The sequence below is a fragment of the Jannaschia sp. Os4 genome (assembly GCF_016820245.1).
Taxonomy (GTDB): Bacteria; Pseudomonadota; Alphaproteobacteria; order Rhodobacterales; family Rhodobacteraceae; genus Jannaschia.
Genome location: NZ_JAFCAR010000001.1, coordinates 293,540 through 315,029, shown reverse-complemented (window position 1 = coordinate 315,029; position 21,490 = coordinate 293,540). Strand labels below are relative to the sequence as shown.

General features: G+C 72.4%; 24 protein-coding genes and 1 other RNA gene. 16 read left to right on the top strand and 9 right to left on the bottom strand.

From position 1 onward, the window contains the following. Positions 1 to 5 precede the first annotated feature (5 nt). From JQC91_RS01605 to JQC91_RS01595, 3 genes are read left to right on the top strand one after another with little or no spacing between them, the layout of a single operon-like run. Complete coding sequence (locus JQC91_RS01605; protein WP_203285020.1) at positions 6 to 359, top strand: YbaB/EbfC family nucleoid-associated protein; 354 nt, start codon at positions 6 to 8, stop codon at positions 357 to 359. A gap of 60 nt (positions 360 to 419) precedes the next feature. Then, entirely contained in the window at positions 420 to 1,016 is a 597-nt protein-coding gene (gene recR, locus JQC91_RS01600; RefSeq protein ID WP_203285019.1) for a recombination mediator RecR, read from the top strand. 36 nt (positions 1,017 to 1,052) lie between these two features. Next, a complete protein-coding gene (locus JQC91_RS01595; protein ID WP_203285018.1) occupies positions 1,053 to 1,964 on the top strand; it encodes an EAL domain-containing protein in 912 nt (303 codons plus the stop codon). On the opposite strand, the gene JQC91_RS01590 is transcribed toward JQC91_RS01595, so the two are convergent. Further along, positions 1,961 to 2,593, bottom strand: a complete 633-nt coding sequence (locus JQC91_RS01590) for a ribonuclease T2 (RefSeq protein ID WP_203285017.1) — start codon at positions 2,591 to 2,593, stop codon at positions 1,961 to 1,963. The genes JQC91_RS01595 and JQC91_RS01590 overlap by 4 nt on opposite strands. Before the next feature lie 128 nt (positions 2,594 to 2,721). Here JQC91_RS01590 and JQC91_RS01585 point away from each other — a divergent pair, with 128 nt between their 5' ends. Next, on the top strand, positions 2,722 to 3,477 hold the full coding sequence (locus JQC91_RS01585; protein ID WP_203285016.1) for a DUF1013 domain-containing protein: 756 nt from the start codon (positions 2,722 to 2,724) through the stop codon (positions 3,475 to 3,477). A gap of 33 nt (positions 3,478 to 3,510) precedes the next feature. Here JQC91_RS01585 and JQC91_RS01580 read toward each other — a convergent pair whose 3' ends face one another. Both JQC91_RS01580 and JQC91_RS01575 read right to left on the bottom strand, forming a co-directional pair. Further along, positions 3,511 to 5,211 (bottom strand): DNA polymerase III subunit gamma/tau, encoded by a 1,701-nt coding sequence (locus JQC91_RS01580; RefSeq protein ID WP_203285015.1) that lies wholly within the window; start codon positions 5,209 to 5,211, stop codon positions 3,511 to 3,513. Positions 5,212 to 5,268: 57 nt separating this feature from the next. Continuing rightward, complete coding sequence (locus JQC91_RS01575) at positions 5,269 to 5,658, bottom strand: DUF202 domain-containing protein (RefSeq protein ID WP_203285014.1); 390 nt, start codon at positions 5,656 to 5,658, stop codon at positions 5,269 to 5,271. A 269-nt stretch (positions 5,659 to 5,927) separates the two neighbouring features. Between JQC91_RS01575 and JQC91_RS01570 the strand changes: the two genes are divergently transcribed. Next, positions 5,928 to 6,239 (top strand): hypothetical protein, encoded by a 312-nt coding sequence (locus JQC91_RS01570; protein ID WP_203285013.1) that lies wholly within the window; start codon positions 5,928 to 5,930, stop codon positions 6,237 to 6,239. On the opposite strand, the gene JQC91_RS01565 is transcribed toward JQC91_RS01570, so the two are convergent. From JQC91_RS01565 to serS, 5 genes are all read right to left on the bottom strand, one after another. Continuing rightward, the gene (locus JQC91_RS01565) at positions 6,236 to 6,928 is read right to left on the bottom strand and encodes a hypothetical protein (protein WP_203285012.1); all 693 of its coding nucleotides are present in this window, start codon (positions 6,926 to 6,928) and stop codon (positions 6,236 to 6,238) included. The genes JQC91_RS01570 and JQC91_RS01565 overlap by 4 nt on opposite strands. Positions 6,929 to 6,968: 40 nt before the next feature. Continuing rightward, the gene (locus JQC91_RS01560; RefSeq protein ID WP_203285011.1) at positions 6,969 to 7,187 is read right to left on the bottom strand and encodes a hypothetical protein; all 219 of its coding nucleotides are present in this window, start codon (positions 7,185 to 7,187) and stop codon (positions 6,969 to 6,971) included. A 251-nt stretch (positions 7,188 to 7,438) separates the two neighbouring features. Next, positions 7,439 to 7,536: signal recognition particle sRNA small type (gene ffs, locus JQC91_RS01555), an RNA gene on the bottom strand. A gap of 38 nt (positions 7,537 to 7,574) precedes the next feature. After that, positions 7,575 to 7,826: a hypothetical protein gene (locus tag JQC91_RS01550; protein WP_203285010.1), complete on the bottom strand. Its 252-nt coding sequence runs from the start codon at positions 7,824 to 7,826 to the stop codon at positions 7,575 to 7,577. Positions 7,827 to 7,898: 72 nt separating this feature from the next. Continuing rightward, positions 7,899 to 9,191 carry a serine--tRNA ligase gene (serS, locus tag JQC91_RS01545; protein ID WP_203285009.1) on the bottom strand — a complete coding sequence of 431 codons (1,293 nt, stop codon included), beginning with the start codon at positions 9,189 to 9,191 and terminating at the stop codon, positions 7,899 to 7,901. 176 nt (positions 9,192 to 9,367) lie between these two features. Between serS and yajC the strand changes: the two genes are divergently transcribed. From yajC to JQC91_RS01525, 4 genes are all read left to right on the top strand, one after another. After that, positions 9,368 to 9,694, top strand: a complete 327-nt coding sequence (gene yajC, locus JQC91_RS01540) for a preprotein translocase subunit YajC (protein ID WP_203285008.1) — start codon at positions 9,368 to 9,370, stop codon at positions 9,692 to 9,694. A gap of 1 nt (position 9,695) precedes the next feature. Beyond that, a complete protein-coding gene (gene secD, locus JQC91_RS01535) occupies positions 9,696 to 11,363 on the top strand; it encodes a protein translocase subunit SecD (protein WP_203285007.1) in 1,668 nt (555 codons plus the stop codon). Position 11,364: 1 nt separating this feature from the next. Continuing rightward, entirely contained in the window at positions 11,365 to 12,327 is a 963-nt protein-coding gene (gene secF, locus JQC91_RS01530; protein WP_203285006.1) for a protein translocase subunit SecF, read from the top strand. 100 nt (positions 12,328 to 12,427) lie between these two features. Then, positions 12,428 to 13,171 carry a TSUP family transporter gene (locus JQC91_RS01525; RefSeq protein ID WP_203285005.1) on the top strand — a complete coding sequence of 248 codons (744 nt, stop codon included), beginning with the start codon at positions 12,428 to 12,430 and terminating at the stop codon, positions 13,169 to 13,171. On the opposite strand, the gene JQC91_RS01520 is transcribed toward JQC91_RS01525, so the two are convergent. Next, a complete protein-coding gene (locus JQC91_RS01520; RefSeq protein WP_203285004.1) occupies positions 13,128 to 14,351 on the bottom strand; it encodes a TCR/Tet family MFS transporter in 1,224 nt (407 codons plus the stop codon). The genes JQC91_RS01525 and JQC91_RS01520 overlap by 44 nt on opposite strands. Before the next feature lie 44 nt (positions 14,352 to 14,395). Here JQC91_RS01520 and JQC91_RS01515 point away from each other — a divergent pair, with 44 nt between their 5' ends. The 7 genes from JQC91_RS01515 (at position 14,396) to JQC91_RS01485 (ending at position 21,439) form a co-directional block, all read left to right on the top strand. Then, a complete protein-coding gene (locus JQC91_RS01515) occupies positions 14,396 to 15,037 on the top strand; it encodes a histidine phosphatase family protein (RefSeq protein ID WP_203285003.1) in 642 nt (213 codons plus the stop codon). Positions 15,038 to 15,136: 99 nt separating this feature from the next. Next, positions 15,137 to 15,577 (top strand): DUF4399 domain-containing protein, encoded by a 441-nt coding sequence (locus JQC91_RS01510; protein WP_203285002.1) that lies wholly within the window; start codon positions 15,137 to 15,139, stop codon positions 15,575 to 15,577. A 52-nt stretch (positions 15,578 to 15,629) separates the two neighbouring features. Further along, positions 15,630 to 16,958: a hypothetical protein gene (locus tag JQC91_RS01505; protein ID WP_203285001.1), complete on the top strand. Its 1,329-nt coding sequence runs from the start codon at positions 15,630 to 15,632 to the stop codon at positions 16,956 to 16,958. Continuing rightward, positions 16,955 to 18,049, top strand: coding sequence for a Gfo/Idh/MocA family oxidoreductase (locus tag JQC91_RS01500; RefSeq protein ID WP_203285000.1), 1,095 nt, complete (start codon positions 16,955 to 16,957; stop codon positions 18,047 to 18,049). The genes JQC91_RS01505 and JQC91_RS01500 overlap by 4 nt, the downstream gene beginning before the upstream one ends. An 85-nt stretch (positions 18,050 to 18,134) precedes the next feature. Further along, complete coding sequence (locus tag JQC91_RS01495; protein ID WP_343069883.1) at positions 18,135 to 19,034, top strand: hydroxyacid dehydrogenase; 900 nt, start codon at positions 18,135 to 18,137, stop codon at positions 19,032 to 19,034. Then, positions 19,031 to 19,984 (top strand): aldose epimerase family protein, encoded by a 954-nt coding sequence (locus tag JQC91_RS01490; protein ID WP_343069882.1) that lies wholly within the window; start codon positions 19,031 to 19,033, stop codon positions 19,982 to 19,984. The genes JQC91_RS01495 and JQC91_RS01490 overlap by 4 nt, the downstream gene beginning before the upstream one ends. 3 nt (positions 19,985 to 19,987) lie before the next feature. Next, the gene (locus JQC91_RS01485) at positions 19,988 to 21,439 is read left to right on the top strand and encodes an NAD-dependent succinate-semialdehyde dehydrogenase (protein WP_203284999.1); all 1,452 of its coding nucleotides are present in this window, start codon (positions 19,988 to 19,990) and stop codon (positions 21,437 to 21,439) included. The last annotated feature ends 51 nt before the right edge of the window (positions 21,440 to 21,490 follow it).

The window sequence follows — 21,490 nt, the reverse complement described above, 5'->3', positions numbered from 1 at the left end:
GCGACATGCTCAAGGGACTTGGTGGCCTCGGCGGGCTCGGCGACATGGCCGGGATGATGAAGAAGGCCCAGGAGATGCAGGCCCGCATGGCCGAGGTCCAGGAGAGCCTCGGCTCGACGATGGTGACGGGCGAATCCGGCGCGGGCCTCGTGAAGGCGACCGCCACCGCCAAGGGCGAGCTGACCGCCCTCGACATCGACCCCTCGATCTTCGACCCGTCCGAAAAGGAGATGGTCGAGGACCTCATCCTCGCCGCGATCAAGGACGCGCAGGCGAAGGCCTCAGAAACGGCCCAAGCGAAGATGGCCGAGGTGACCGAGGGGCTGGGCCTGCCGGCGGGGATGAAGCTGCCTTTCTGAGGGCGATTCGGCGCCCCCCAGACCTTGGGGTCGGGGACGTCCGGCCCCATATATCAGGGCATGGACACCACCCGTGACATCGAGGCGCTGATCGACCTCATGGCCCGTCTGCCGGGCCTCGGGCCGCGCTCGGCGCGCCGCGCCGTGCTGCACCTGCTGACCAAGCGGGACGCGCAGATGCGGCCCCTCGCGCAGATGATGGGACAGGTCGCGCGCGACGTGCGGACCTGCCTCAACTGCGGCAACCTCTCCACGTCCGACGTCTGCTCGATCTGCGACAGCAACAAGCGCGCGAACGGGCAGATCTGCGTGGTCGAGGACGTGGGCGATCTCTGGGCCATGGAGAAGGCGCAGGTGTTCCAAGGCCGGTACCACGTGCTGGGCGGGACGCTGTCGCCGCTGGACGACGTCGGCCCCGAGGATCTCGGCCTGCCGCGGCTGCGCGACCGGATCGCGGCGGAGGGGGTCACCGAGGTCATCCTTGCGCTCAATGCGACTGTGGACGGGCAGACGACCGCCCATTACCTTGCCGGCGAACTGGCCGATCTAGGGGTTGCGGTCAGCGGACTGGCGCAGGGCGTCCCGATGGGCGGAGAGTTGGACTATCTCGACGACGGGACGCTGAGGGCGGCCCTGTCGTCGCGTCGCCCGCTCTAGGTCGCGCGCGCCGGTCCCGGAGGAAGGGAACGGATCATGGTCGAGGTGGTGGTGGGCATCGTCGTGGCGCTCGCGGCGTTCGGCGTCGGCATGCGCTTCGGGCGTCGCGCGGAGGGGGCCGGCGGCCCGCGCCCCGCCGCCGCCCTCGCCCCGCAGCCCTCGCTGCGCGACGGGCACCGCCCGCTCTCCGAGGCCGACCTGCCCGACGCCGCGACGGTCCGCTCCGCCATGACGGGCGGCGAGTTCGCCTACCACGTGCAGCCGATCTGGAACGTCGAGACCGGGCGGATGATCGGCGTCGAGGCGCTGTCGCGCTGGCTCCGGGCGGACGGCTCGATCGGCCTGCCGGAGACGTTCCTCACGCAGATCACCCGGAGCTACGCCGACGGCGGCACGCCCCCGATGGACCGGGCCGGCGCGACCGCGCGCCCCTTCACCGACGCGGGGCTGTTCTGCGCGTTCAACCTGTCGTCCCAGTTCCTCGACCGCTCGGCCACGGATGCCGCGTGGATGGACGACCTCCTCGGCGCCTTGGCCCCCGACCGGATCGTGTTCGAGATCACCGAGGGCGCGACGATCTCCCACCCCGACCGGACCGCGCGCCTGATCGACGCGCTGCGCGAGCGGGGGGTGCGCTTCGCGCTGGACGACTTCGGCACGGGGCTGTCGAACCTCGAGCGGCTCCAGACCTACCCGGTGGACTTCGTGAAGCTCGACCGCCGCTTCGTGCAGGGGATCGGCGCGGGCCGGGACGTGGGGATCCTCAAGGCGCTCGTGGGGCTCAGCGAGGACCTCTCCTTCGACGTGATCGCCGAGGGCATCGAGGCCGAGGACGAGCGCGACCGCATCCGGGCGGCGGGCATCGTGCTGCAGCAGGGCTACCTCCACGGGCGGCCCGGCCCCGTCGACGACTGGGCCGCGCGGATCGGCGAGCGGCTGGAGGCCTAGCGCGCCGGGTCGAGCAGCGCGTCGCGCATCGCGCAGTCGCGGACCACGTCGCGCCCGCAGTCCCGCGGCTCCAGGTCGCGCGTCAGGCAGACCCGCACCTCTTGGATGCGCCGGTCGCGGCAGGTCACGGTCACCCCGTCCGCCGAGAGCCGCGGGTTGGCCTGCAGGAACGCCTCCTCGACCACGCGGGCGGGCAGGGTGACGGGGCGGTCGAGCGCCTCTAGCGCCTCGGGCCTCTCCACGCGGTCCCACGCGAGGCGCGTCAGGGCGAAGTAGTCCGCCGCCGTCAGCCCCGAGCAGCGCCCGTGCTTCTTCCACTGGTGCCACGCCAGCCCAGACGAGCCCATCACGTCGGCCATCGCGCCCGTCTCGCCGCGCGTCGCCTCGCGGTGGGGGGTGCGGCAGTAGGACGGCCAGCCGACCTCCCCCTGCGGCCAGAGGCCGTGCAGCGTCCACGTCCGGTCGGCCCCGTCGGCGCAGTCGGGCGAGCGGCGCGCGTCCCCCTCCAACGCGCACCACGTCGGCGTCCACGAGAGCGCGAGCACGTAGTAGTCGAACTCTCCCGCCGCCTCGCCCTCGGCGAAGGCGGGCGCGGCCAGCAGCGCGATAAGGCCCAGCACTCGTCTCATGGCTTCCCCTCCGGTCGTCGTGGGCCTATATGCCACCCAAGTTCCCCGACAGCGAGAACCCGCAGGCCCCGCCTGCCGCCGGAGACGGCGCATGAGAGAGATTTGCCCGACGCCCAGGAGGCCCCGCCATGAACAAGCCGCTTCACGCCAAGGCCACCGCCGTCTGGCTGGTCGACAACACCACGCTGACCTTCAAGCAGGTGGGCGACTTCTGCGGCCTGCACGAGCTGGAGGTGCAGGGCATCGCGGACGGCGACGTGGCCGTGGGGGTGCGCGGCTTCGACCCGGTCGCCAACAACCAGCTGACCCGGGAGGAGATCGAGGCGGCCGAGAAGGACCCGCTCCACAAGCTGAAGCTGAAGTTCAACGCCGCCGCCGTGGGCGAGGAGAAGCGCCGCGGCCCACGCTACACGCCCCTGTCCAAGCGGCAGGACCGCCCGGCGGCGATCCTGTGGCTGGTGAAGTTCCACCCCGAGCTGGCCGACGCGCAGATCTCCAAGCTGGTCGGCACCACCAAGCCCACGATCCAGTCGATCCGCGAGCGCACGCACTGGAACATCCAGAACCTCGAGCCGGTCGATCCCGTCGCCTTGGGCCTGTGCAAGCAGTCCGAGCTGGACGCCGCCGTGCAGAAGGCCGCCGCGAAGGCCGCCAAGGAGGGCGGCGCGATGTCGGACGACGAGCGCCGCAAGCTCGTCTCGACCGAGCAGTCCCTCGGCATGGACACCGAGCCGCGCATCCCCGCCGCCATGGCCGGGCTGGAGACGTTCTCCCTGACCGGGGGCGACGACGAGGACGAGAAGGAGCCGTCGCTGGCGGGCCGCGACGCGGACAGCTTCTTCAACCTGCCCGAAGGGGCGGACGAGGACGACGACGACAAGTGAGGCGGGGGCGCGGCGGACCGCTCCGCCGCGCCGTCAGTCCTCCTCGAAGGGGTCGACCTCCTCGGCCTCCTCCAAGGCGTCGAGGGCGGCCTGCGCCTCCTCCGCGGCGCGGGCGCGGACCTCCACGACCTTGGCGCCCGGGAACGCCTGCATCACCGCCTGCGTCAGAGGGTGCTCCATCGCCTCCGCCGCCACCGCGTCCCTCTCCGCCGAGGCCACCTCGGCCACCGTGGGCGCGCCGCCGCCGGACACGACCGACACGCCCCAGCGCGCCCCCGTCCATGTCTGGAGCCTCTGCTGCAGTCGCGAAGGCAGATCCTCCGCCGCGCCGGGGGCCAGCTCGAACTCGATCCGGCCGGGCGCGTAGGCCGCGAGCCGGACGCCCTGCTCGACCGCCGTCAGGAGCGGGATGTCACGGTTCGCACGGATCAGCTCCATCACGCTCGCCCACGTCCCGAACCGGGCCAGCGCCTGTTGCTGCGCCTCGCCCTGCGCCGAGACCACGCCGCCGCCCGCCACCGCGCGCACCCCGCCGCCGGAGGGCGCGGGCGTCGGGGCGGGCGCCGCGGCGGTGGGCGCGGGCGCGTCGCGCAGCTTGCGGATCAGGTCGTCGGGCGAGGGCAGGTCGGCGACGTGGGTCAGCCGGATCACCGCCATCTCGGCGGCCATCATCGGGGTCGGCGCCTGCGCCACCTCCTCCAAGGCCTTGAGCAGCATCTGCCACGCCCGCGCCAGCGACCGCTTGGGCAGTCCTTGCGCGAAGGCCTGCCCCCGCGCCCGCTCCTCCGGCGCCACGGTGGGGTCGTCGGCGGCGTCGGGGGTGACCTGCAACACGCTGACCCAGTGCGTGATTTCGGCGAGGTCGCGCAGCACGGCCAGCGGGTCGGCCCCGTCGGAGTACTGGCGCCCCAGCTCCTCCAGCGCCTCCGCCGCCTGCCCGCGCATGATCGCCTCGAACAGGTCCAGCACCCGCGCCCGGTCCGCCAGCCCCAGCATGTCGCGCACCGCGTCCGCCTCGACCGTCCCGCCCGACATGGCGATGGCTTGGTCGAGGATCGACAGCGCGTCGCGCACGCTGCCCTCGGCGGCCCGCGCGATGAGCGCCGTGGCCGCGTCGTCCACCGTGGCGTCCTCCTTGGCGGCGATGGACGACAGGTGCGCCATCATCACCTCCGGCTCGATCCGGCGCAGGTCGAAGCGCTGGCAGCGCGACAGGACGGTGACCGGCACCTTCCGGATCTCGGTGGTGGCGAAGATGAACTTCACGTGCTCCGGCGGCTCCTCCAGCGTCTTGAGTAGCGCGTTGAAGGCCGAGGTGGACAGCATGTGCACCTCGTCCACGATGTAGACCTTATAGCGCGCGCTGGCCGCCCTGTAGCGGACGCCCTCGATGATCTCGCGCACGTCGTCCACGCCGGTGTTTGAGGCGGCGTCCATCTCCTGCACGTCGACGTGGCGCCCCTCGGCGATGGCGACGCAGGGCTCGCAGACGCCGCAGGGCTCGACCGTGGGGCCGCCGTTCCCGTCCTTCCCGATGCAGTTCAGGCCCTTCGCGACGATGCGCGCCGTGGTCGTCTTGCCGGTGCCGCGGATGCCCGTGAGGATGAAGGCCTGCGCGATGCGGCCCGTCTCGAAGGCGCGGCGCAGGGTGCGGACCATCGCCTCCTGCCCGATCAGGTCGGCGAAGGTCTCCGGCCGATACTTGCGGGCCAATACCTTGTAGTCGTGTGTCATGCGCGTCCCCCGTCTCCCCTCCGATCTAGGGGGTCGGGGCGCGCGGGGCCACCCGGCTCAGAGGGTCCAGAGCACGTAGCCCACGGCGACGGCGGCGAAGCTGAAGACCGAGGCCATGAGGGTGAAGAGGTGGACCGGCTGCGCCTCTGCATGGTGGTCGTCGAGGCGGCGCTGGGCCTTGCCCGCTTGGATGCGGGCCGACCAAAAGATGACGATGGCGATCGCGAGGAAGAGCGTCGCCACCGTCTTGGGGAGCCAGACAGGCTCGGCCTCGCCGAAGATCGCGCGCAAGCCCAGTGCCAGCGCCACGGCGGCCATGCCGGTGCGCATCCAGCCCGCGAAGGTCCGCTCGTTGGCGAGCAGGGTGCGGTCCTCGGCCCAGTCGGTGCGGTCCTTGGCCAGCTCGTTCTTGTCGTCGGTGTTGGCGGTGCCTTGGGGGTCGCGCATGGGGGGCGAACGGACGGCGCGGCGGGTGGTTCCGGACGAAAGGTCCACGCGGGGGCAGGCGCGCGAATTCCACGCGCCCCAGCCGCTTGAGCCGATTTGGTGTGCCGTGCCGGCGAGGGGCTGCCCCATGCGCCCCCGTGCATGCGTCCGTCGGACGGGGGCAGGCGTCCGCCCATCGCTTCCGTGGATCGAGGGGTGCGGAGCGGCGTCGGGGTCGGGGGGCTGCGGGAGACCGCACTCCCGCCCCATTCCCCTGCGACGACGACGGCATGGGACGCCTGGTCCTCCTCCTCCTCTGGACCGCCCTCGCCTCGGCGATGGCGTGGGCCGTATGGGCCGACGCGGCGGCGGAGCCGTGGGAACGGGGGGTGGCCCTCCTCTTCCCGACGTTCGGGGCGCTGGCCCTGTGGATCGAATGGCCCCGCCTGCGCCGGCGGCGCTCGCTGCACCGCGACCGCCGGGACGGCGCGGAGGTCTGGGTGTGGATCGACTTGGACGGCAAGGAGGCGTGGTCGGCGGAGGACCCGACGCCGGAGTGGGACGCGGCGGACGGGGACGGCGATGGGGATGGCGGGGATTAGAGGCCCGAGGGGTGGGTCCGTCCAACGGATGCGCGTCGTCCGGCGGCGAGTTCGGCCCCGTCCGGCCCGATCACCCGGCAGCGGGCGAGGGGCTCGCGCTCGGGCAGGGTGCGGTGGAACATCCTCGCCGCGATCAACTCCTCGGCGAAGGCGCCCTTGACGAAGTGGGACGAGAACAGCGTCGGGTCCATCCACAGGTCCGGCCCGTCGAGCACGGCGGACGAGACCGCGAAGTCGTCATGGCCGAAGATGCCGCTGATCCGACCCTTGGCGAGCGGATGACGGCTGCTTTGGAAGTTCCGCGACCGCTCGGGGTCGAAGCCCTCCTTCTTGGCGCAGAGGTTCAGGAGGAGGTACTCCCCCTCGTAGGCGGTGCGGCGGTTCTTCTTCAGCAGGCGGACGGGGTGGAGCGTGTTCGGCCCCATGTCGTGGCGGGACATGATCTCGGCGAAGGCCCCCGAGACGGCGAAGAGCCCGTTCGCCATGAAGATATGCCTGAGCTTCTTGCGCTCGTTGGAAGACTTGCGGATCCACATCTCGTCCGGGAAGCGGTCGGCGGCAATCTCCTCGCCGGCCTGCGAAGCCCGGATCAGCGCGATGAAGTTCAGCTCCCCGGTTTTCTCGTCCTCCTCGGACTGCGCGCAGGTGAAGCCGTAGATCGAGTTCCCGTCCTGCGGCGTTTTCGTCACCCAGACGCTTGCCGCCCCCACGCCGGTCAACGGAGGCCCCTCATTCCCCCACGCGCCGGATGGCCACCGCGAACCACGGCGCGCGCTCGGGCTGGTCGTTGGGCTTCATCACGCAGAGCAGCTCGTCACCCACCTCCAGCTCCGCCGCCTCGGCGGTGGCGTGCGGGATGAACACCTGCTCGTCCGTGTCCGCCCGGATCGCGAAGGCGGGGGCGTTCTCGTTGGCCTTGGTGACGAAGACGGTGGCTTTCTCGGCCATGCGCGGGCTCCTCCGCTCCGGCGACGGGCAGCCGGCGGTTCGCGGCGTCCTAGCAGATCGACGGGGGGGAGGGGAGGGTGATCGCGGTGCGCCGGAGCCCCTGCGGCGGGCGCGCGCGAGGGGCGCGGGGCGGTCGATCGAGGGTGGGGGCCGCTGGGGCGTCGCTCTCGGGACATTCGCTGCGCGAATGCCCTGCCGCTCCGGTTGCGCCGGTTGGAACGACGAAGCCCGCGCCTGCGCGCGGGCTTCGTTGGTGAGGGGTCAGCAACGACCCAAGCGGGTTCCGTTGTGGCTGCTGCCTTCCGGCCCTGACCAGGTTGGCGGAGCGCCTGCCCGCACCAACCCCTCGGGGCGTCAGATAGGCGAGCGGGCCGGGGCGCGCAAGGATCAGAGGGCGCCGAACAAGCGGAGCATGAGGATGGTGGCGGCCACGGATGCGTCGATCACGGCGGCCGCTGCCGCGAAGGGCGCGAGCAGCCGCGCCCGGTCCGGGTTCGCGCCCTCGAACCGGAGCTTCTGCTGCTCCGCGACGAGCTTGAGCGTCTCCGCGTTGATCTTGCCCGTCTCGGCGATGATCCGGTCGAGTTCGAGCGGGCGGATGCGATGCGCCTCCTCCATCTCCATCGTCCGGTCCGTCATGGCGTCCTCCTGCCCGGAGTCACGAGTATCCAGAGGTAGACGCACCCCTGACCCCCGCCAAGGGACGCGGCCTCAGGCCAGCGCGCCCTGCGCCGTGATGGCGCGCGCGCCCGCCATGTAGGGGGCGAGAACCTCGGGCAAGGTCACGGAGCCGTCCGCCTGCTGGCCGTTCTCCAAGACCGCGATGAGGCAGCGGCCCACAGCGAGGCCGGAGCCGTTGAGCGTGTGGACGAAGCGCGGCTTGCCGCCGTCCGCGGGCTTGAAGCGGGCGTTCATGCGGCGGGCTTGGAAGTCGCCGGTGGTGGAGCAGGAGCTGATCTCGCGGTAGGTGCCCTGTCCCGGCAGCCAGACCTCGATGTCGTGGGTGCGGCGCGCGCCGAAGCCCATGTCGCCGGTGCAGAGCACGACCGTGCGGTAGGGGAGATTCAGGCGCTGCAGGATGCCCTCGGCGCAGGCGGTCATGCGCTCCAGCTCGGCGCGGGAGTGGTCGGGATGGGTGACGGAGACCATCTCGACCTTCTCGAACTGGTGCTGGCGGAGCATGCCCGCCGTGTCGCGGCCCGCGCTGCCCGCCTCGGAGCGGAAGCAGAGCGTGTGGGCGGCCATGCGGCGGGGGAGGTCGGCATCGGCCAAGGTGTCGTTCGCGACCGAGTAGGTGAGCGTGACCTCGGAGGTGGGGATGAGCCACATCCCCTCGCGGGTGCGGTAGCTGTCCTCGGTGAACTTGGGCAGCTGGCCCACGCCGTACATGGCGTCCTCGCGGACGAGCACGGGGCTCGTGTGCTCGGTCAGGCCGTTCTCGGTGGTGTGGACGTCGAGCATCCATTGCGCGAGCGCGCGGTGGAGGCGGGCGACGGCGCCGCGCAGCATCACGAAGCGGCTGCCCGACAGCTTGGCGGCGGTCTCGAAGTCCATGCCCGGGAGGACGCCTTCGATCTCGAAGTGCTCCTTCGGCGTGAAGTCGAGGTCGCGCGGGGTGCCCCAACGGCGGAGTTCGACGTTGTCCGCCTCGTCCGCGCCGTCGGGAACGTCGGCGTCGGGGGTGTTGGGCAGCTCCATCAGGCGGTCGCGCAGGGCGGCCTCCTTGGCGCGGGCCTCCTCCTCCAGGCTCGCGATCTCGTCCTTCTTGGCCGCGACCAGCGCGCGCAGGCGCTCGAATTCGGCCTCGTCGCCCGACGCCTTGGCGGCGCCGACCTGCTTGGAGGCGGCGTTGCGCTCCTGCAGCGCGGCCTCGGCACGGGTGATGGCGTCGCGGCGGGCGGCGTCGAGGGCCACGAGGGCATCCGCCTCGGGCGGCAGGCCTCGGCGGGACAGGGCCGCGTCGAAGGCGGCGGGATCGTCGCGGATCGTGCGGATGTCGTGCATGGGGGGCCTCCGGGTGCGTCGCGCGGGCCGTATGCCGGAGGCGCGCGTGGGGGGGAAGGGCGGAGCGACGCGCGGCGGGCCGCGCCGCCGCCACATCCCCCGGCCAAACCGCCGCGCTACCCTTGCGCCCCGGGCGGGGCGCGGCCATGTGCCCCCAAACCAACAAGGGGACACCGATGCTCTTCGCCACGCCCGCCTACGCCCAAGACGCCGCCGGGGCCGCCGGCGCGTTCGGATCGTTCATCCCGCTGATCCTGATCTTCGCGATCATGTACTTCCTGCTGATCCGCCCGCAGCAGAAGAAGGTGAAGGAGCACCGCGCGATGGTCGAGGCGCTGCGGCGCGGGGACCAGGTGGTCACCGCCGGGGGGCTGATCGGCAAGGTCGTCAAGGTGAAGGACGACAACGAGGTCGAGGTGGAGCTGGCCGAGGGCGTGAAGGTGCGCGTCGTCCGCTCGACCATCGGGCAGGTGCTGTCCAAGACCGAGCCGGCGGCGGACTGACATGCTGCAGATCGAGGGCTGGAAGCGGGTCCTGATCACGCTCGTCTGCCTCGCGGGGATCCTGCTCGCGGTGCCGAACCTGTTCTACGATCGGGTCGAGCGGTTCAACGACGCCGAGGCCGCGATCGAGGCGGGCGTGACGACGCCCGAGGACGCGGCGGACGCGGGGTTGTGGCCCGGCTTCCTGCCCTCGGGTCTGGTCAACCTCGGGCTCGACCTGCGCGGGGGCGCGCATCTCCTGGCGGAGGTGAACCTCGCCGACGTGTATGCCGCCCGCGTGGACGCCTACTGGCCCGAGGTGCGCGACGCGCTGCGCGGGGTGCGCGCCGAGGCGGGGACGATCCGGCGGCAGGAGAGCGCGGGCGACGCGCTGGTGGTCCGCATCAGCCAGCCGGAGGGCATGGCCGCCGCCGTGGAGGCGGTGCGCGGGCTCGCCCAGCCGATCCAGACGCTCTCGGGCGTGGGCTCGACGGACATCGAGGTCTCGGGGGCGGGCGACCTGCTCACCCTCACCCTGTCGGACGCCGAGCGCGCCCGCGTGGACGAGCAGACCATGCAGCAGTCGCTGGAGGTGATCCGGCGCCGCGTGGACGAGGCGGGCACCCGCGAGCCGACGATCCAGCGGCAGGGCGCGGACCGCATCCTCGTGCAGGTGCCGGGCATCGGCTCGGCGCAGGAGCTGAAGGACCTGATCGGCTCGACCGCGCGGCTGACCTTCCACGAGGTGATCGGCTCGACCGGCGACCCGGAGGCGCGGGTGTCGGCGGACCAGCTGCTGGTGCCCGTGGCGGACCCGTCGCGGCAGGGCGAGCTGCGCATCCTCGAGCGCACGCCCGTCGTCACCGGCGACGACCTGACGGACGCGCAGTCGGCCTTCGACCAGAACGGGCGGCCCGCCGTGACCTTCCGGTTCAACCCGGCGGGCGCGCGGCTGTTCGGGGCGTTCACGAGTGCCAACGTGGGCCAGCCCTTCGCCGTGGTCCTCGACGGCGAAGTGGTCACCGACCCCGTCATCAACGAGCCGATCACCGGCGGGTCGGGCCAGATCACGGGCAACTTCACCGTCGAGGAGGCCAACGTCCTCGGGATCACGCTGCGGGCGGGCGCGCTGCCGGCCGAGCTGACCTTCCTCGAGGAGCGGACCATCGGGCCGGAACTGGGGCAGGACAGCATCGACGCGGGGCAGGTGGCCGCGCTGGTCGCCATGGGCGCCGTGGTCGTGTTCATGGTGCTGTCCTACGGCCTGTTCGGGGCATTCGCGACGGTGGCGCTGGGCCTCAACGTGGCGCTGATCTTCGGGCTGCTATCGCTGATCGGCGGCACGCTGACCCTGCCGGGGATCGCGGGGATCGTGCTGACCATCGGCATGGCGGTGGACGCCAACGTGCTGGTCTTCGAGCGCATCCGCGAGGAACTGCGTACCGCGAAGGGCCCGGCGCGGGCCATCGAGCTGGGCTACGAGAAGGCGCTGTCGGCCATCGTGGACGCCAACGTGACGACCTTCATCATCGCGGTGATCCTGTTCGCGCTGGGCTCCGGCCCGGTGCGGGGCTTCGCCATCACGCTGGGGGTCGGCATCCTTACCTCGGCCTTCACGGCGATCTTCGTCACCCGCCTGCTCGTGGTGATGTGGTTCGAGCGCCGCCGCCCCAAGACGATCGAGGTCTGACATGCGCCTGCGCTTGGTCCCCCAAGAGACGAACTTCGACTTCTTCCGCTTCCGGAACGCGACCTTCGGGGCGTCGATCGTCGCGGTGATCGCGTCGCTGGTGCTGTGGCTGACGGTCGGGCTCAACTTCGGGATCGACTTCCTCGGGGGGACGACGATCCGCACCGAGAGCGCGGCGGCCGTGGACGTGGGCGCCTACCGCGCGGCGCTGGAGCCGCTGGCCTTGGGCGACGTGGTGATCTCGGAGGTGTTCGACCCGACCTTCGCGCCCGACCAGAACGTCGCCCAGATCCGGGTGCAGGCGCAGGACGGGGCCGAGGCGGTGACCTCGGACACGGTCGCGTCCATCGAGGCGGCGCTGCAGGGCGTGGACCCGTCGATCACCTTCCCGAGCGTGGAGTCGGTCGGGCCGAAGGTGTCGGGCGAGTTGGTCACCACGGCGCTGGTCGCGCTGGGGGCGGCCATCGCGGCGATGCTGGTCTACATCTGGCTGCGCTTCGAGTGGCAGTTCGCGGTGGGCGCGGTGGCGGCCCTCGTGCACGACGTGATCCTGACGATCGGCATCTTCAGCCTGCTGCAGATCCGCTTCGACCTCGCCACCATCGCGGCGCTGCTGACGGTGCTGGGCTACTCGATCAACGACACGGTGGTGATCTTCGACCGGCTGCGGGAGAACCTGATCAAGTTCAAGAAGACGCCGCTGATCGAGGTGATGAACCGGTCCGTCAACGAGACGCTGGCGCGGACGCTGATGACCTCCGGGACGACGCTGCTGGCGCTGATCGCGCTGCTCGTGCTGGGGGGCGACGTGATCCGGGGCTTCGTCTTCGCCATCTTCTGGGGCGTGATCGTGGGCACCTACTCGTCGGTCTACGTGGCGAAGAACGTGGTTCTGATGCTGGGCGTGGACCGCGACCCCAAGAGCCCCGACGCGGGCACGCAGTTCGCGGACGTGGACGCCTGACGGCGGGCCGCCGGGGGCGCCGCCCCCGGACCCCCGGAGTATTTCCGGACCATCGAAGGGCGCGGGTTGCGCGGTCGGCGCGCGCGGCGCAGGCAGGCGCATGGACTGGCTGCCGCTCCCCGTCCCGGACCTGACCTGGCTCGCCTGCGCCGCGGTGGTGGCGGGGCTGGTGCGCGGCTTCTCGGGGTTCGGGACGGCGCTGGTCTACGTGCCCTTGGCGGCGCAGGTGCTGCCGCCGGTCTGGGTGGTGGTGACGCTGACGGCGATGGACCTGCTCGGACCGCTGCCCTTGGTGCCGCGGGCGCTGCGGGACGGGCGGCTGCGGGACGTGGGCGTCACCTTGGGGGCCGCCGCGGTCACCGTATGGGCCGGGCTGGCGCTGCTCGGGCGGCTGCCGGAGCGTCCGTTCCTCCTCGTGGTGTCGGCGGTGGCGTTAGGATTGGCGGCGCTGCTGGCGTCCGGGTGGCGGTATCGCGGGACGCTCACCGCGCCGATCCTCGCCGGGTCCGGCGGCTTGGGGGGCTTCCTCGGGGGGCTGACGGGGCTGGCGGGGCCGCCGGTGATCCTCGCGCAGGTGGCCTCGATGCAGGCGGCGGCGGTGACGCGGGCGAACGTGCTGCTCTACCTCGTGGGGATCGACGTGCTGATGATGCTGGCGCTGGGCGCGCGCGGGATGCTGACCTTGGAGGCGGTGCTGCTCGGCCTCGCGCTGGTGCTGCCCTACGGGGGCGCGGCGTGGGTCGGGGGGCGGCTGTTCGACCCGGGCCGGGAGCGGCTGTGGCGGGGCGTGGCCTACGGGGTCATCGCGGCGTCGGGGCTCTCGGGGCTGTGGGCCGCGCTCTAGCCTCGCGGGCGAGCAGGGCCCACGCGACCGCCATCAGCGCCGTCGCCACGACGAAGGGGGCGCCCGCGAAGTCGCGCCCGCCGGTGGTGGCCCAGCCGAAGGCCTGCGTCATGATCAGGGGCGAGATGGCGGCGGCGACGGCGGTGATGGAGGCCAGCACGCCTTGCAGCTCGCCCTGCTGGTCGTCGTCGGCGATGCGCGAGGCGATGCCTTGGAGGGCCGGGGCGACGAGGGCGCCGAGCGCGGAGAGCGGCGTGAGGGCGAGCATGAGCCAGCCGTTCCCGGTGGCGGCGACGGCGACCACGGCGGCGAGGATGGCCGCGTTGTAGGGCATCCCGATGGCGAGCGTTCGGCGCTCGCCCAGCCGGGGGATCACGAGGCGGATGAGCCCGCCCTGCACCACGACCATCGACACGCCGTAGACCGCGAGCGAGGCGCCCACCATGAACGCGTCCCACCCGAAGGCGGCTTGGGTGAAGTAGGCCCAGACCGCCGGGTAGACCCAGTTCGCCACCTGGTAGAAGAACCACACCGCCATCAGGAGGCCGAGGCCCGGCAGCGCCCCGATCGCGCGGAACGCCCCGAACGGGTTCACGCGGCGCCATTCGAGCGGGCGGGCGCGGCGCAGCGTCTCGGGCAGCACGAAGAGGCCGAAGGCGAGGTTGAGCGAGGCGAGGATCGCCGCCGCCCAGAACGGCGCGCGGGTGCCGAGATCGGCGAGCAGGCCCCCGATGGCGGGGCCGAGCACGAAGCCGATGCCGAAGGCCGCCGAGACGAGGCCGAAGTTCTGGGCCTTCTCCTCGGGCTTGGAGATGTCGGCCATGAGCGCGGTGGCCGTGGACATGGTCGCGGCGGCGATGCCCGCCACGATGCGGCCCACGAGCAGCAGCCAGAAGGTCGAGGCCAAAGCGAGGATCACGTGGTCGACCGCGATCACGAGGAGCGAGCCGAGCAGCACCGGGCGGCGCCCGAAGCGGTCCGACAGGTTGCCGACGGCGGGCGCGAAGAGGAACTGCATCACCGCGTAGGACGAGGCCAGCACCCCGCCCCAGAGGGCCGCGCCGGACAGGTCGGTGCCCCGCACCTCCTCCAGGAGCGCGGGCATGACCGGGAGGATCAGGCCGATGCCCATCGCCTCGATGGTGATGGTCAGGAGGACGAAGAGGATGCGGAGGTCCATCGCTCCGCCTTGTCATCCCGCGCGCGTGCGGGGAAGAGGCGCGCATGGGAGAGATCGTCCTCGTGCGCCATGGGCAGGCCAATTCCTCCGCCACCTCGGAGGCGGAGTACGACCGGCTGTCCGAACTAGGCCATCGGCAGGCGGAATGGCTGGGCGACTGGCTGCGGGCGAACGAGGGGCCGTTCGACGCGGTCCACCGCGGCTCGCTCCGCCGCCACGCCGAGACGGCGGCGGGGATGGGGGTGGAGGCCGAGGTCGACCCGCGGTGGGACGAGCTGGACTACTTCGACCTCGGCCACGCGCTGGCCGAGGCAAAGGGCGTGCCGTTCCCCGGGCCGGGCGAGTTCGCGGGCCACGTGGTCGAGGTGATGGAGGCGTGGCACGCCGCCGAGATCCGGGGCCGCGAGGACTGGACCTCCTTCGAGGGGCGCGTGGGCACGGCCTTGGCCGAGGCCGCGACCGAGGGGCGGCGGGTGCTGGTGGTGACGTCGGGCGGCGTGATCGGGATGGCGCTGCGCCGGGTGCTGGGCCTCGACCCCGCGCGGATGGCGCACGTGCTGGTTCCGATCCTCAACACCTCCGTGCACCGCTTCGAGGTGCGCGGCGACGCCGCGATGCTGTCGGGCTTCAACACGGTGCCGCATCTGGAGGCGGAGGAGCGGCGGGCGGCGCGCACGACCTACTGACCCGCGGACGGATGCCGCCGGCTCGCGATGTCTTGACCGGCGGACGGATTGCCGGGCCGGGGGCGTGACCTAGCCTGCTCCCCTAGGGAGGACTGCCACATGATCCGCTATGCCTTGCTCGCCGCGACCCTCGCGCTCGCGACCCCCGCCGCCGCCGATGGCCACCGCACCGCCGCCGCCGAGGGGACCGCGGTCTACTTCGTCGGGCTGGAGGACGGCGCGACCGTCCGGAGCCCGGTCACCATCAACTTCGGCCTGCGCGGCATGGGCGTGGCCCCGGCCGGCGCCGAGATCGAGAACACCGGCCACCACCACCTGCTGATCGACCGCCCGGCCTTCGGCGAGGGGGAGGCGGACGAGGCCGACTTCGCCATCCTCAACGACGACAACCACCGGCATTTCGGGGGCGGCCAGACCGAGGTGACGCTGGACCTGCCCCCGGGCGAGCACACGCTGCAGCTGGTGCTGGGCGACGCGGGCCACGTGGCCCATGCCGAGCCGGTGACGAGCGAGCGGATCACGATCACCGTCGCCGAGTAGGCCCCTTGCGCCCGCCTCCGGTTCCGCCATCGTGGCGGGCGGGAGGCGATCCATGCACATCCACGTCCTGCCGCTTGCGCGGCCGACCTTCGACGTCCCCTATGCGGAGGAGGCGCTCGCCGCGATGCGGGCGCGGCTGGACGCGTGGGCCGAGGCCGGGGGGCACCGGGTGACGGGGTCGGACGCGCTCCTGATGGGGGCGGAGGACGGGGCGCTGGATGCGTCGGCGGACGTGCTGCTGATCCTCCAGGTGACCTTCACGGACGCGGGCTTCGCCACCGCCGCCGCCTGCGGGTTCGACGGGCGCGTGGCCGTCTGGGCCGCGCGGGAGCCGCGGGCGGGCGGGCGGCTGCGGCTGAACGCCATGTGCGGGCTGAACCTCCTGTCCCATGCGCTGGGGCTCGCTGGGCGCGACTTCGCGTGGGCCTACGGCGAGGCGGCCGATCTCGACGCGCTGACGACGGGGCCGCTGGCGGACCGGCCCCCGCTCGCGGAGGCCGACGCCGCGCCGCGCCCGGTCCGCGCGCTGCGGATCGGGCGGATCGGGGCGCATCCGGACGGGTTCGACACCTGCCGCTACGATGCCGGCGCCCTGAAGGCGCTGGCCGGGGCGGAGGTGGAGGAGATCCCGCTGCCCGACCTGTTCGACCGGGCGCGCGCCGTGCCCGAGGAGGCCGTCGCTCCCTACGCGGCGAAGGCCGCCGGGCTGGTGGGCGCCGGCGAGTTGGACGCGGGGGAGATGGACCGCTCGACCCGGCTGGCCGCCGCGCTGGACGGTCTGCGCGCGGAGCGGCGGTTCGACGCGATGGCGATCCGGTGCTGGCCGGAGACGTTCACCGAGTATGGCGGCGCCGTCTGCGGGCCGGTCTCGATGCTGGGCGAGGCGCGGGTGCCCTGCGCCTGCGAGGCGGACGTCTACGGCGCGCTGACCCAGTCGATCCTGCAGGACGTGGCCGACGCGCCGGTGTTCCTCGCGGACCTCGTGGACGCGGACGACGACACGGTGGTGGCGTGGCATTGCGGGCAGGCCCCCGCAAGCATGGCGGCGGGGACGCCGGAGGCGACGGTGCACACGAACCGGCGGCAGGCGCTGCTCTATCAGTTCGCCCTCAGGCCCGGGCGCGTGACGCTGTTCCGGGTGAGCCAAGCGAATGGCGCGCCGCATGTCGCGCTGGCGACGGGCGAGGTGGTGGACGCGCCGATGGCGTTCACCGGGACGTCCGGCACGATCCGCCCCGACGGCGGGGGGGCGGCCTTCCTCCGGACGCTGATCGACGCGCGGCTGGAGCACCACATGGCGCTGGCCTACGGCGACCACGCCGCGGCGCTGCGGGGGGTGGCGGCGGGCCTCGGCGTGCCGGTCCTGGAGATGACGGCATGATCCGGTACGGGCTGATCGGCGGCGGGATGATGGGGCAGGAGCACATCCGAAACATCGCGCTGCTCGGCGACGCCGCCGTCACCGCCGTGGCCGACCCGGACGAGGGGATGCGCCAGCTCTCCCTCGCCACCGCGACGTCGGCCAAGGGCTACCTCACCGCCGAGGACCTGATCGCGCGGGGCGAGGTGGACGTGTTCCTCGTGGCCGCGCCCAACGACCTCCACGCCGGGCTGGTCCAGCAGCTCATGGCGACCGAGAAGCCCATCCTCGTGGAGAAGCCGCTGGCGACGACCACGGCGGCCTGCCGCGACCTGCTGAACCAGTCCAAGGGCCGCCGCGCGCCCATCTGGGTGGCGATGGAGTATCGCTACATGCCGCCGATCCAGCGCCTGCTCGGCGCGCTGGAGCAGGGGGCGGCGGGCACGCCGCGGATGTGCGCCATCCGCGAGCACCGCTTCCCGTTCCTGCCGAAGGTCGGCGACTGGAACCGTTTCAACGCGCGGACCGGCGGCACGCTGGTCGAGAAGTGCTGCCACTTCTGGGACCTGATGCGCCTGCTGCTGCGCGCTGATCCGGTGCGGGTCTACGCCTCGGCGGGCGTGGACGTGAACCACGCCGATGAGCGCTACTACGGCCACCGGCCCGACATCGTGGACAACGCCTTCGTGGTCGTGGACTTCGAGAACGGGGCGCGGGGGATGCTGGACCTGTGCATGTTCGCGGAGGGCTCCCACTGGCAGGAGACGGTGACCGTCACCGGCGAGGTGGCCCGGCTGGAGGCGCGCATCCCCGGCCCGCTCCGCTTCGCCCCCGAGGGGGCGCATCCGCAGGCGCAGTTCGTCACCTCCGTCCGCGCCTTCCGCCGCGAGATCGTGGAGGAGGTGCCGGTGCCCGCCGAGCTGCTGCGCGCGGGCGACCACCACGGCTCGACCTTCTACCAGCACCGCCGGTTCCTCGACCTCGTGCGGCGGGGCAAGGGGGTGCCGGAGGTGACGCTGGAGGACGGCTACTGGTCCGTGCTCGTGGGCGAGGCGGCGGAGGAATCGGCGCGCTCGGGGATGCCCGTGGACCTGCGCGGACGGCGGCCTTGATCGGGATCGGCCGCCTTCGGCGACCGATCCGCCGGGGCTCCGCCCCGGACCCCGGAGTATTTCCGGAACATCGAAGGGGGCGCCCGTGATCCTGATCACCGAGTTCATGGACGAGGCGTGGGTGGAGTGGCTGCGCGGGCGGGCGGAGGTGGTGTACGAGCCGGACCTTCCGGATCGTCCCGACGACCTGTCGCGGCTGGCGGCGGGGGCGCGGGCCCTGATCGTGCGGAACCGGACGCAGGTGCGGGGGCCGCTCTTGGAGACCGGGTTCTCCTGCGTCGGGCGGCTTGGCGTGGGCCTCGACAACATCGACATGGACGGCTGCGCCTCGCGCGGTATCGAGGTGTTCCCCGCCGTGGGGGCCAACACGTTGTCGGTCGCGGAGTACGTGGTCACGACGGCGGCCGTGCTGCGCCGGGGCGCGTACCTGATGCGGGGCGCGATGGAGGCGGGCGGCTGGCCGCGCGGCCTCGCCGGGCAGGGGCGCGAGATGGCGGGCGCGGTGCTGGGGCTGATCGGCTATGGCGGCATCGCGCGGGAGGCGGCGCGGCTGGCCCGCGCGTGGGGGATGGAGGTGGTGGCTGCCGATCCCTACGCGCGCGACTTCGAAGGCGCGCGGGAGGCCACGGCGGCCGAGGTGCTGGCGCAGGCGGATGTCGTGTCGCTGCACGTGCCCCTGACCGACGAGACCCGGCATCTGATCGACGCGGACGCGCTGGCCGCGATGAAGCCCGGCGCGGTGCTGGTGAACGCGGCGCGCGGCGGCGTGGTGGACGAGGCCGCCGTCTGCGCCGCGCTGCGCTCGGGGCAACTCGGGGGCGCGGCGCTGGACACGTTCGAGACGGAGCCGCTGGGCCCTGACCACCCCTTCGCGGGCGTGTCGAACCTGATCCTGACGCCGCATATCGGCGGCGTGACGCAGGAGGCGAACGCGCGGGTCTCCGAGATGACCGCGCGGCGCGTGGCGGAGCATCTGGGCCTGTGATCGAGATCGCGTCCTCCGCGCTGACCGCGCGCCTCCTGCCGATGGGGGCCATCCTGCGGGACCTGCGGCTGGCGGGGCACGAGGCGCCGCTGGTCCTCGGCCTCGCCGACGATGCGCACTACCCGGAGCATTCCAACTACATGGGCGCGACCGCCGGGCGGGTGGCGAACCGGATCGGCGGGGCGCGCTTCGTCCTCGATGGGGCGGAGCACCGCACCGACCCCAACTTCCGGGACCGGCATACGCTGCATGGCGGCTCGCGCGGGATGGGCAAGCGGGTGTGGGACGTGGTCGAGACCGTCCCCGACGCCGTGACCTTCGGGATCGACCTCGCGGATGGCGAGATGGGCTTCCCCGGCGCGCTGCGGGCGACCGCGCGCTTCGCGGTGGAGGGGTCCACGCTCCGCATCGACTACGAGGCCACCTGCGACGCGCCGACGGTCTGCAACCTCGCCCATCACAGCTACTGGAACCTCGACGGGACGGAGGACCTGCGCCACCACGTCCTGACCGTTGATGCCGACCGCTACCTGCCGGTGGACGACGACCTGATTCCCACGCGTGTCGCCCCGGTGGCGGGGACGCGGTTCGACTTCCGCGACGGGCGCCGGTTCGGGGGGCGGGACGACGACCTGCCGCTCTTGGACCACAACCTCTGCCTGTCCGACGGGCAGGGGCCGCTGCGCGATGTCGCCATGCTCCACTCCGAACGGTCCGGCATCGCCATGACCATCGCCACCACCGAGCCCGGCCTGCAGGTCTACGACGGCGCCAAGCTCGCGACGCCCGTGCCCGGCCTCGACGGCCGCACCTACCGCGCCCGCGCGGGCGCCGCGCTGGAGCCGCAGGGCTGGCCCGACGCGCCGAACAACCCTGGCTTCCCCTCGGTGGCGCTGCGCCCCGGCGGGACGTATCGTCAGACAACCACCTTCGCCTTCTCGAAAGGATAGCCCATGCTCGACGCCACCCGCTCTTGGATGCGCGAGGCCAACCTGATCGGCGGCGACTGGGTCGGCGCGGATTCGGGCGACACCATCGACGTCACCAACAAGGCCACGGGCGAGGTGATCGGCACGGTGCCCGCCGCCGGCACGGCCGAGACCGAGCGCGCCATCGCCGCCGCCGCCGCCGCCTTCCCCGCATTCCGCGACATGCCCCTGATGGAGCGCTGCGGCCTGCTGTGGAAGCTGCACGACGCTCTGATGGACAACCAGAAGGCCTTGGCCGAGCTGCTGACCGTCGAGATGGGCAAGCCCTTGGCCGAGGCGATGGGCGAGATCGCCATCGGCGCGCAATACGTCCGCTGGTTCGCCGAGGAGGCGCGCCGCGCCAAGGGCGAGATCGTGCCCGCCGGCGTGAACGGGCGCCGCATCCTCGTGACCAAGCATGCGGTGGGCGTGGTCGGCATGATCACCCCGTGGAACTTCCCGTCCTCCATGCTCGCCCGCAAGATCGCGCCCGCGCTGGCCGTGGGCTGCACGGTGGTGGCCAAGCCCGCGACTGCCACGCCCTACAGCGGGATCGCGTGGGGCGCGCTTTGCGAGGAGGTGGGCTATCCGAAGGGCGTGGTGAACGTCGTCACCGGCTCCGCGCGCGAGATCGCGGGCGCGCTGATGGCCGACCCGCGAGTGCGGAAGATCACGTTCACCGGCTCGACCGAGGTGGGTAAGGAGCTCATCCGTCAGTCGGCCGACACGGTGAAGAAGGTGTCGATGGAGCTGGGCGGGAACGCCCCGTTCCTCGTGTTCGACGACGCCGACCTGGACGCGGCGGTCGACGGGGCGATGGTCTCCAAGTTCCGCAACTCGGGCCAGACCTGCGTCTGTGCCAACCGCATCTACGTGCAGGCGGGCATTCACGACGCCTTCGTGGCCAAGCTGAAGGCCGCCGTGGAGGCGCTGAAGGTCGGCGACGGGCGCGAGGACGGCGTGACGCAGGGGCCGATGATCGACGCGGACGCGGTGGAGAAGGTCGAGGCCTTCGTGGCGGACGCCAAGGCCAAGGGGGCCGAGGTCGTGACCGGCGGCGGGCGGCACGCGAAGGGCGGCACCTTCTTCGAGCCGACCGTCGTCACGGGCGCCACGCAGGCGATGGACTTCGCCACCGAGGAGATCTTCGGCCCGCTGGCGCCCGTGTTCCGCTTCGAGACCGAAGCCGAGGCCATCGAGATGGCGAACGCCACCGTCTACGGACTGGCCTGCTACGCCTACACGAAGGACCTCGGGCGGGCGTTCCGGCTGAACGAGGGGCTGGCCTACGGGATGATCGGGATCAACTCGGGGCTGATCACCACCGTGGAGGCGCCGTTCGGGGGGGTGAAGGAGTCGGGCCTCGGCAAGGAGGGCGGGTCGCAGGGGTTGGAGGATTATCTCGAGACCAAGTATGTCTGCGTGGACGGGATCTGACGCCCGATGGGGTAGAACCCCATCCTACGATCCCGTTGGTAGGATGGGGTT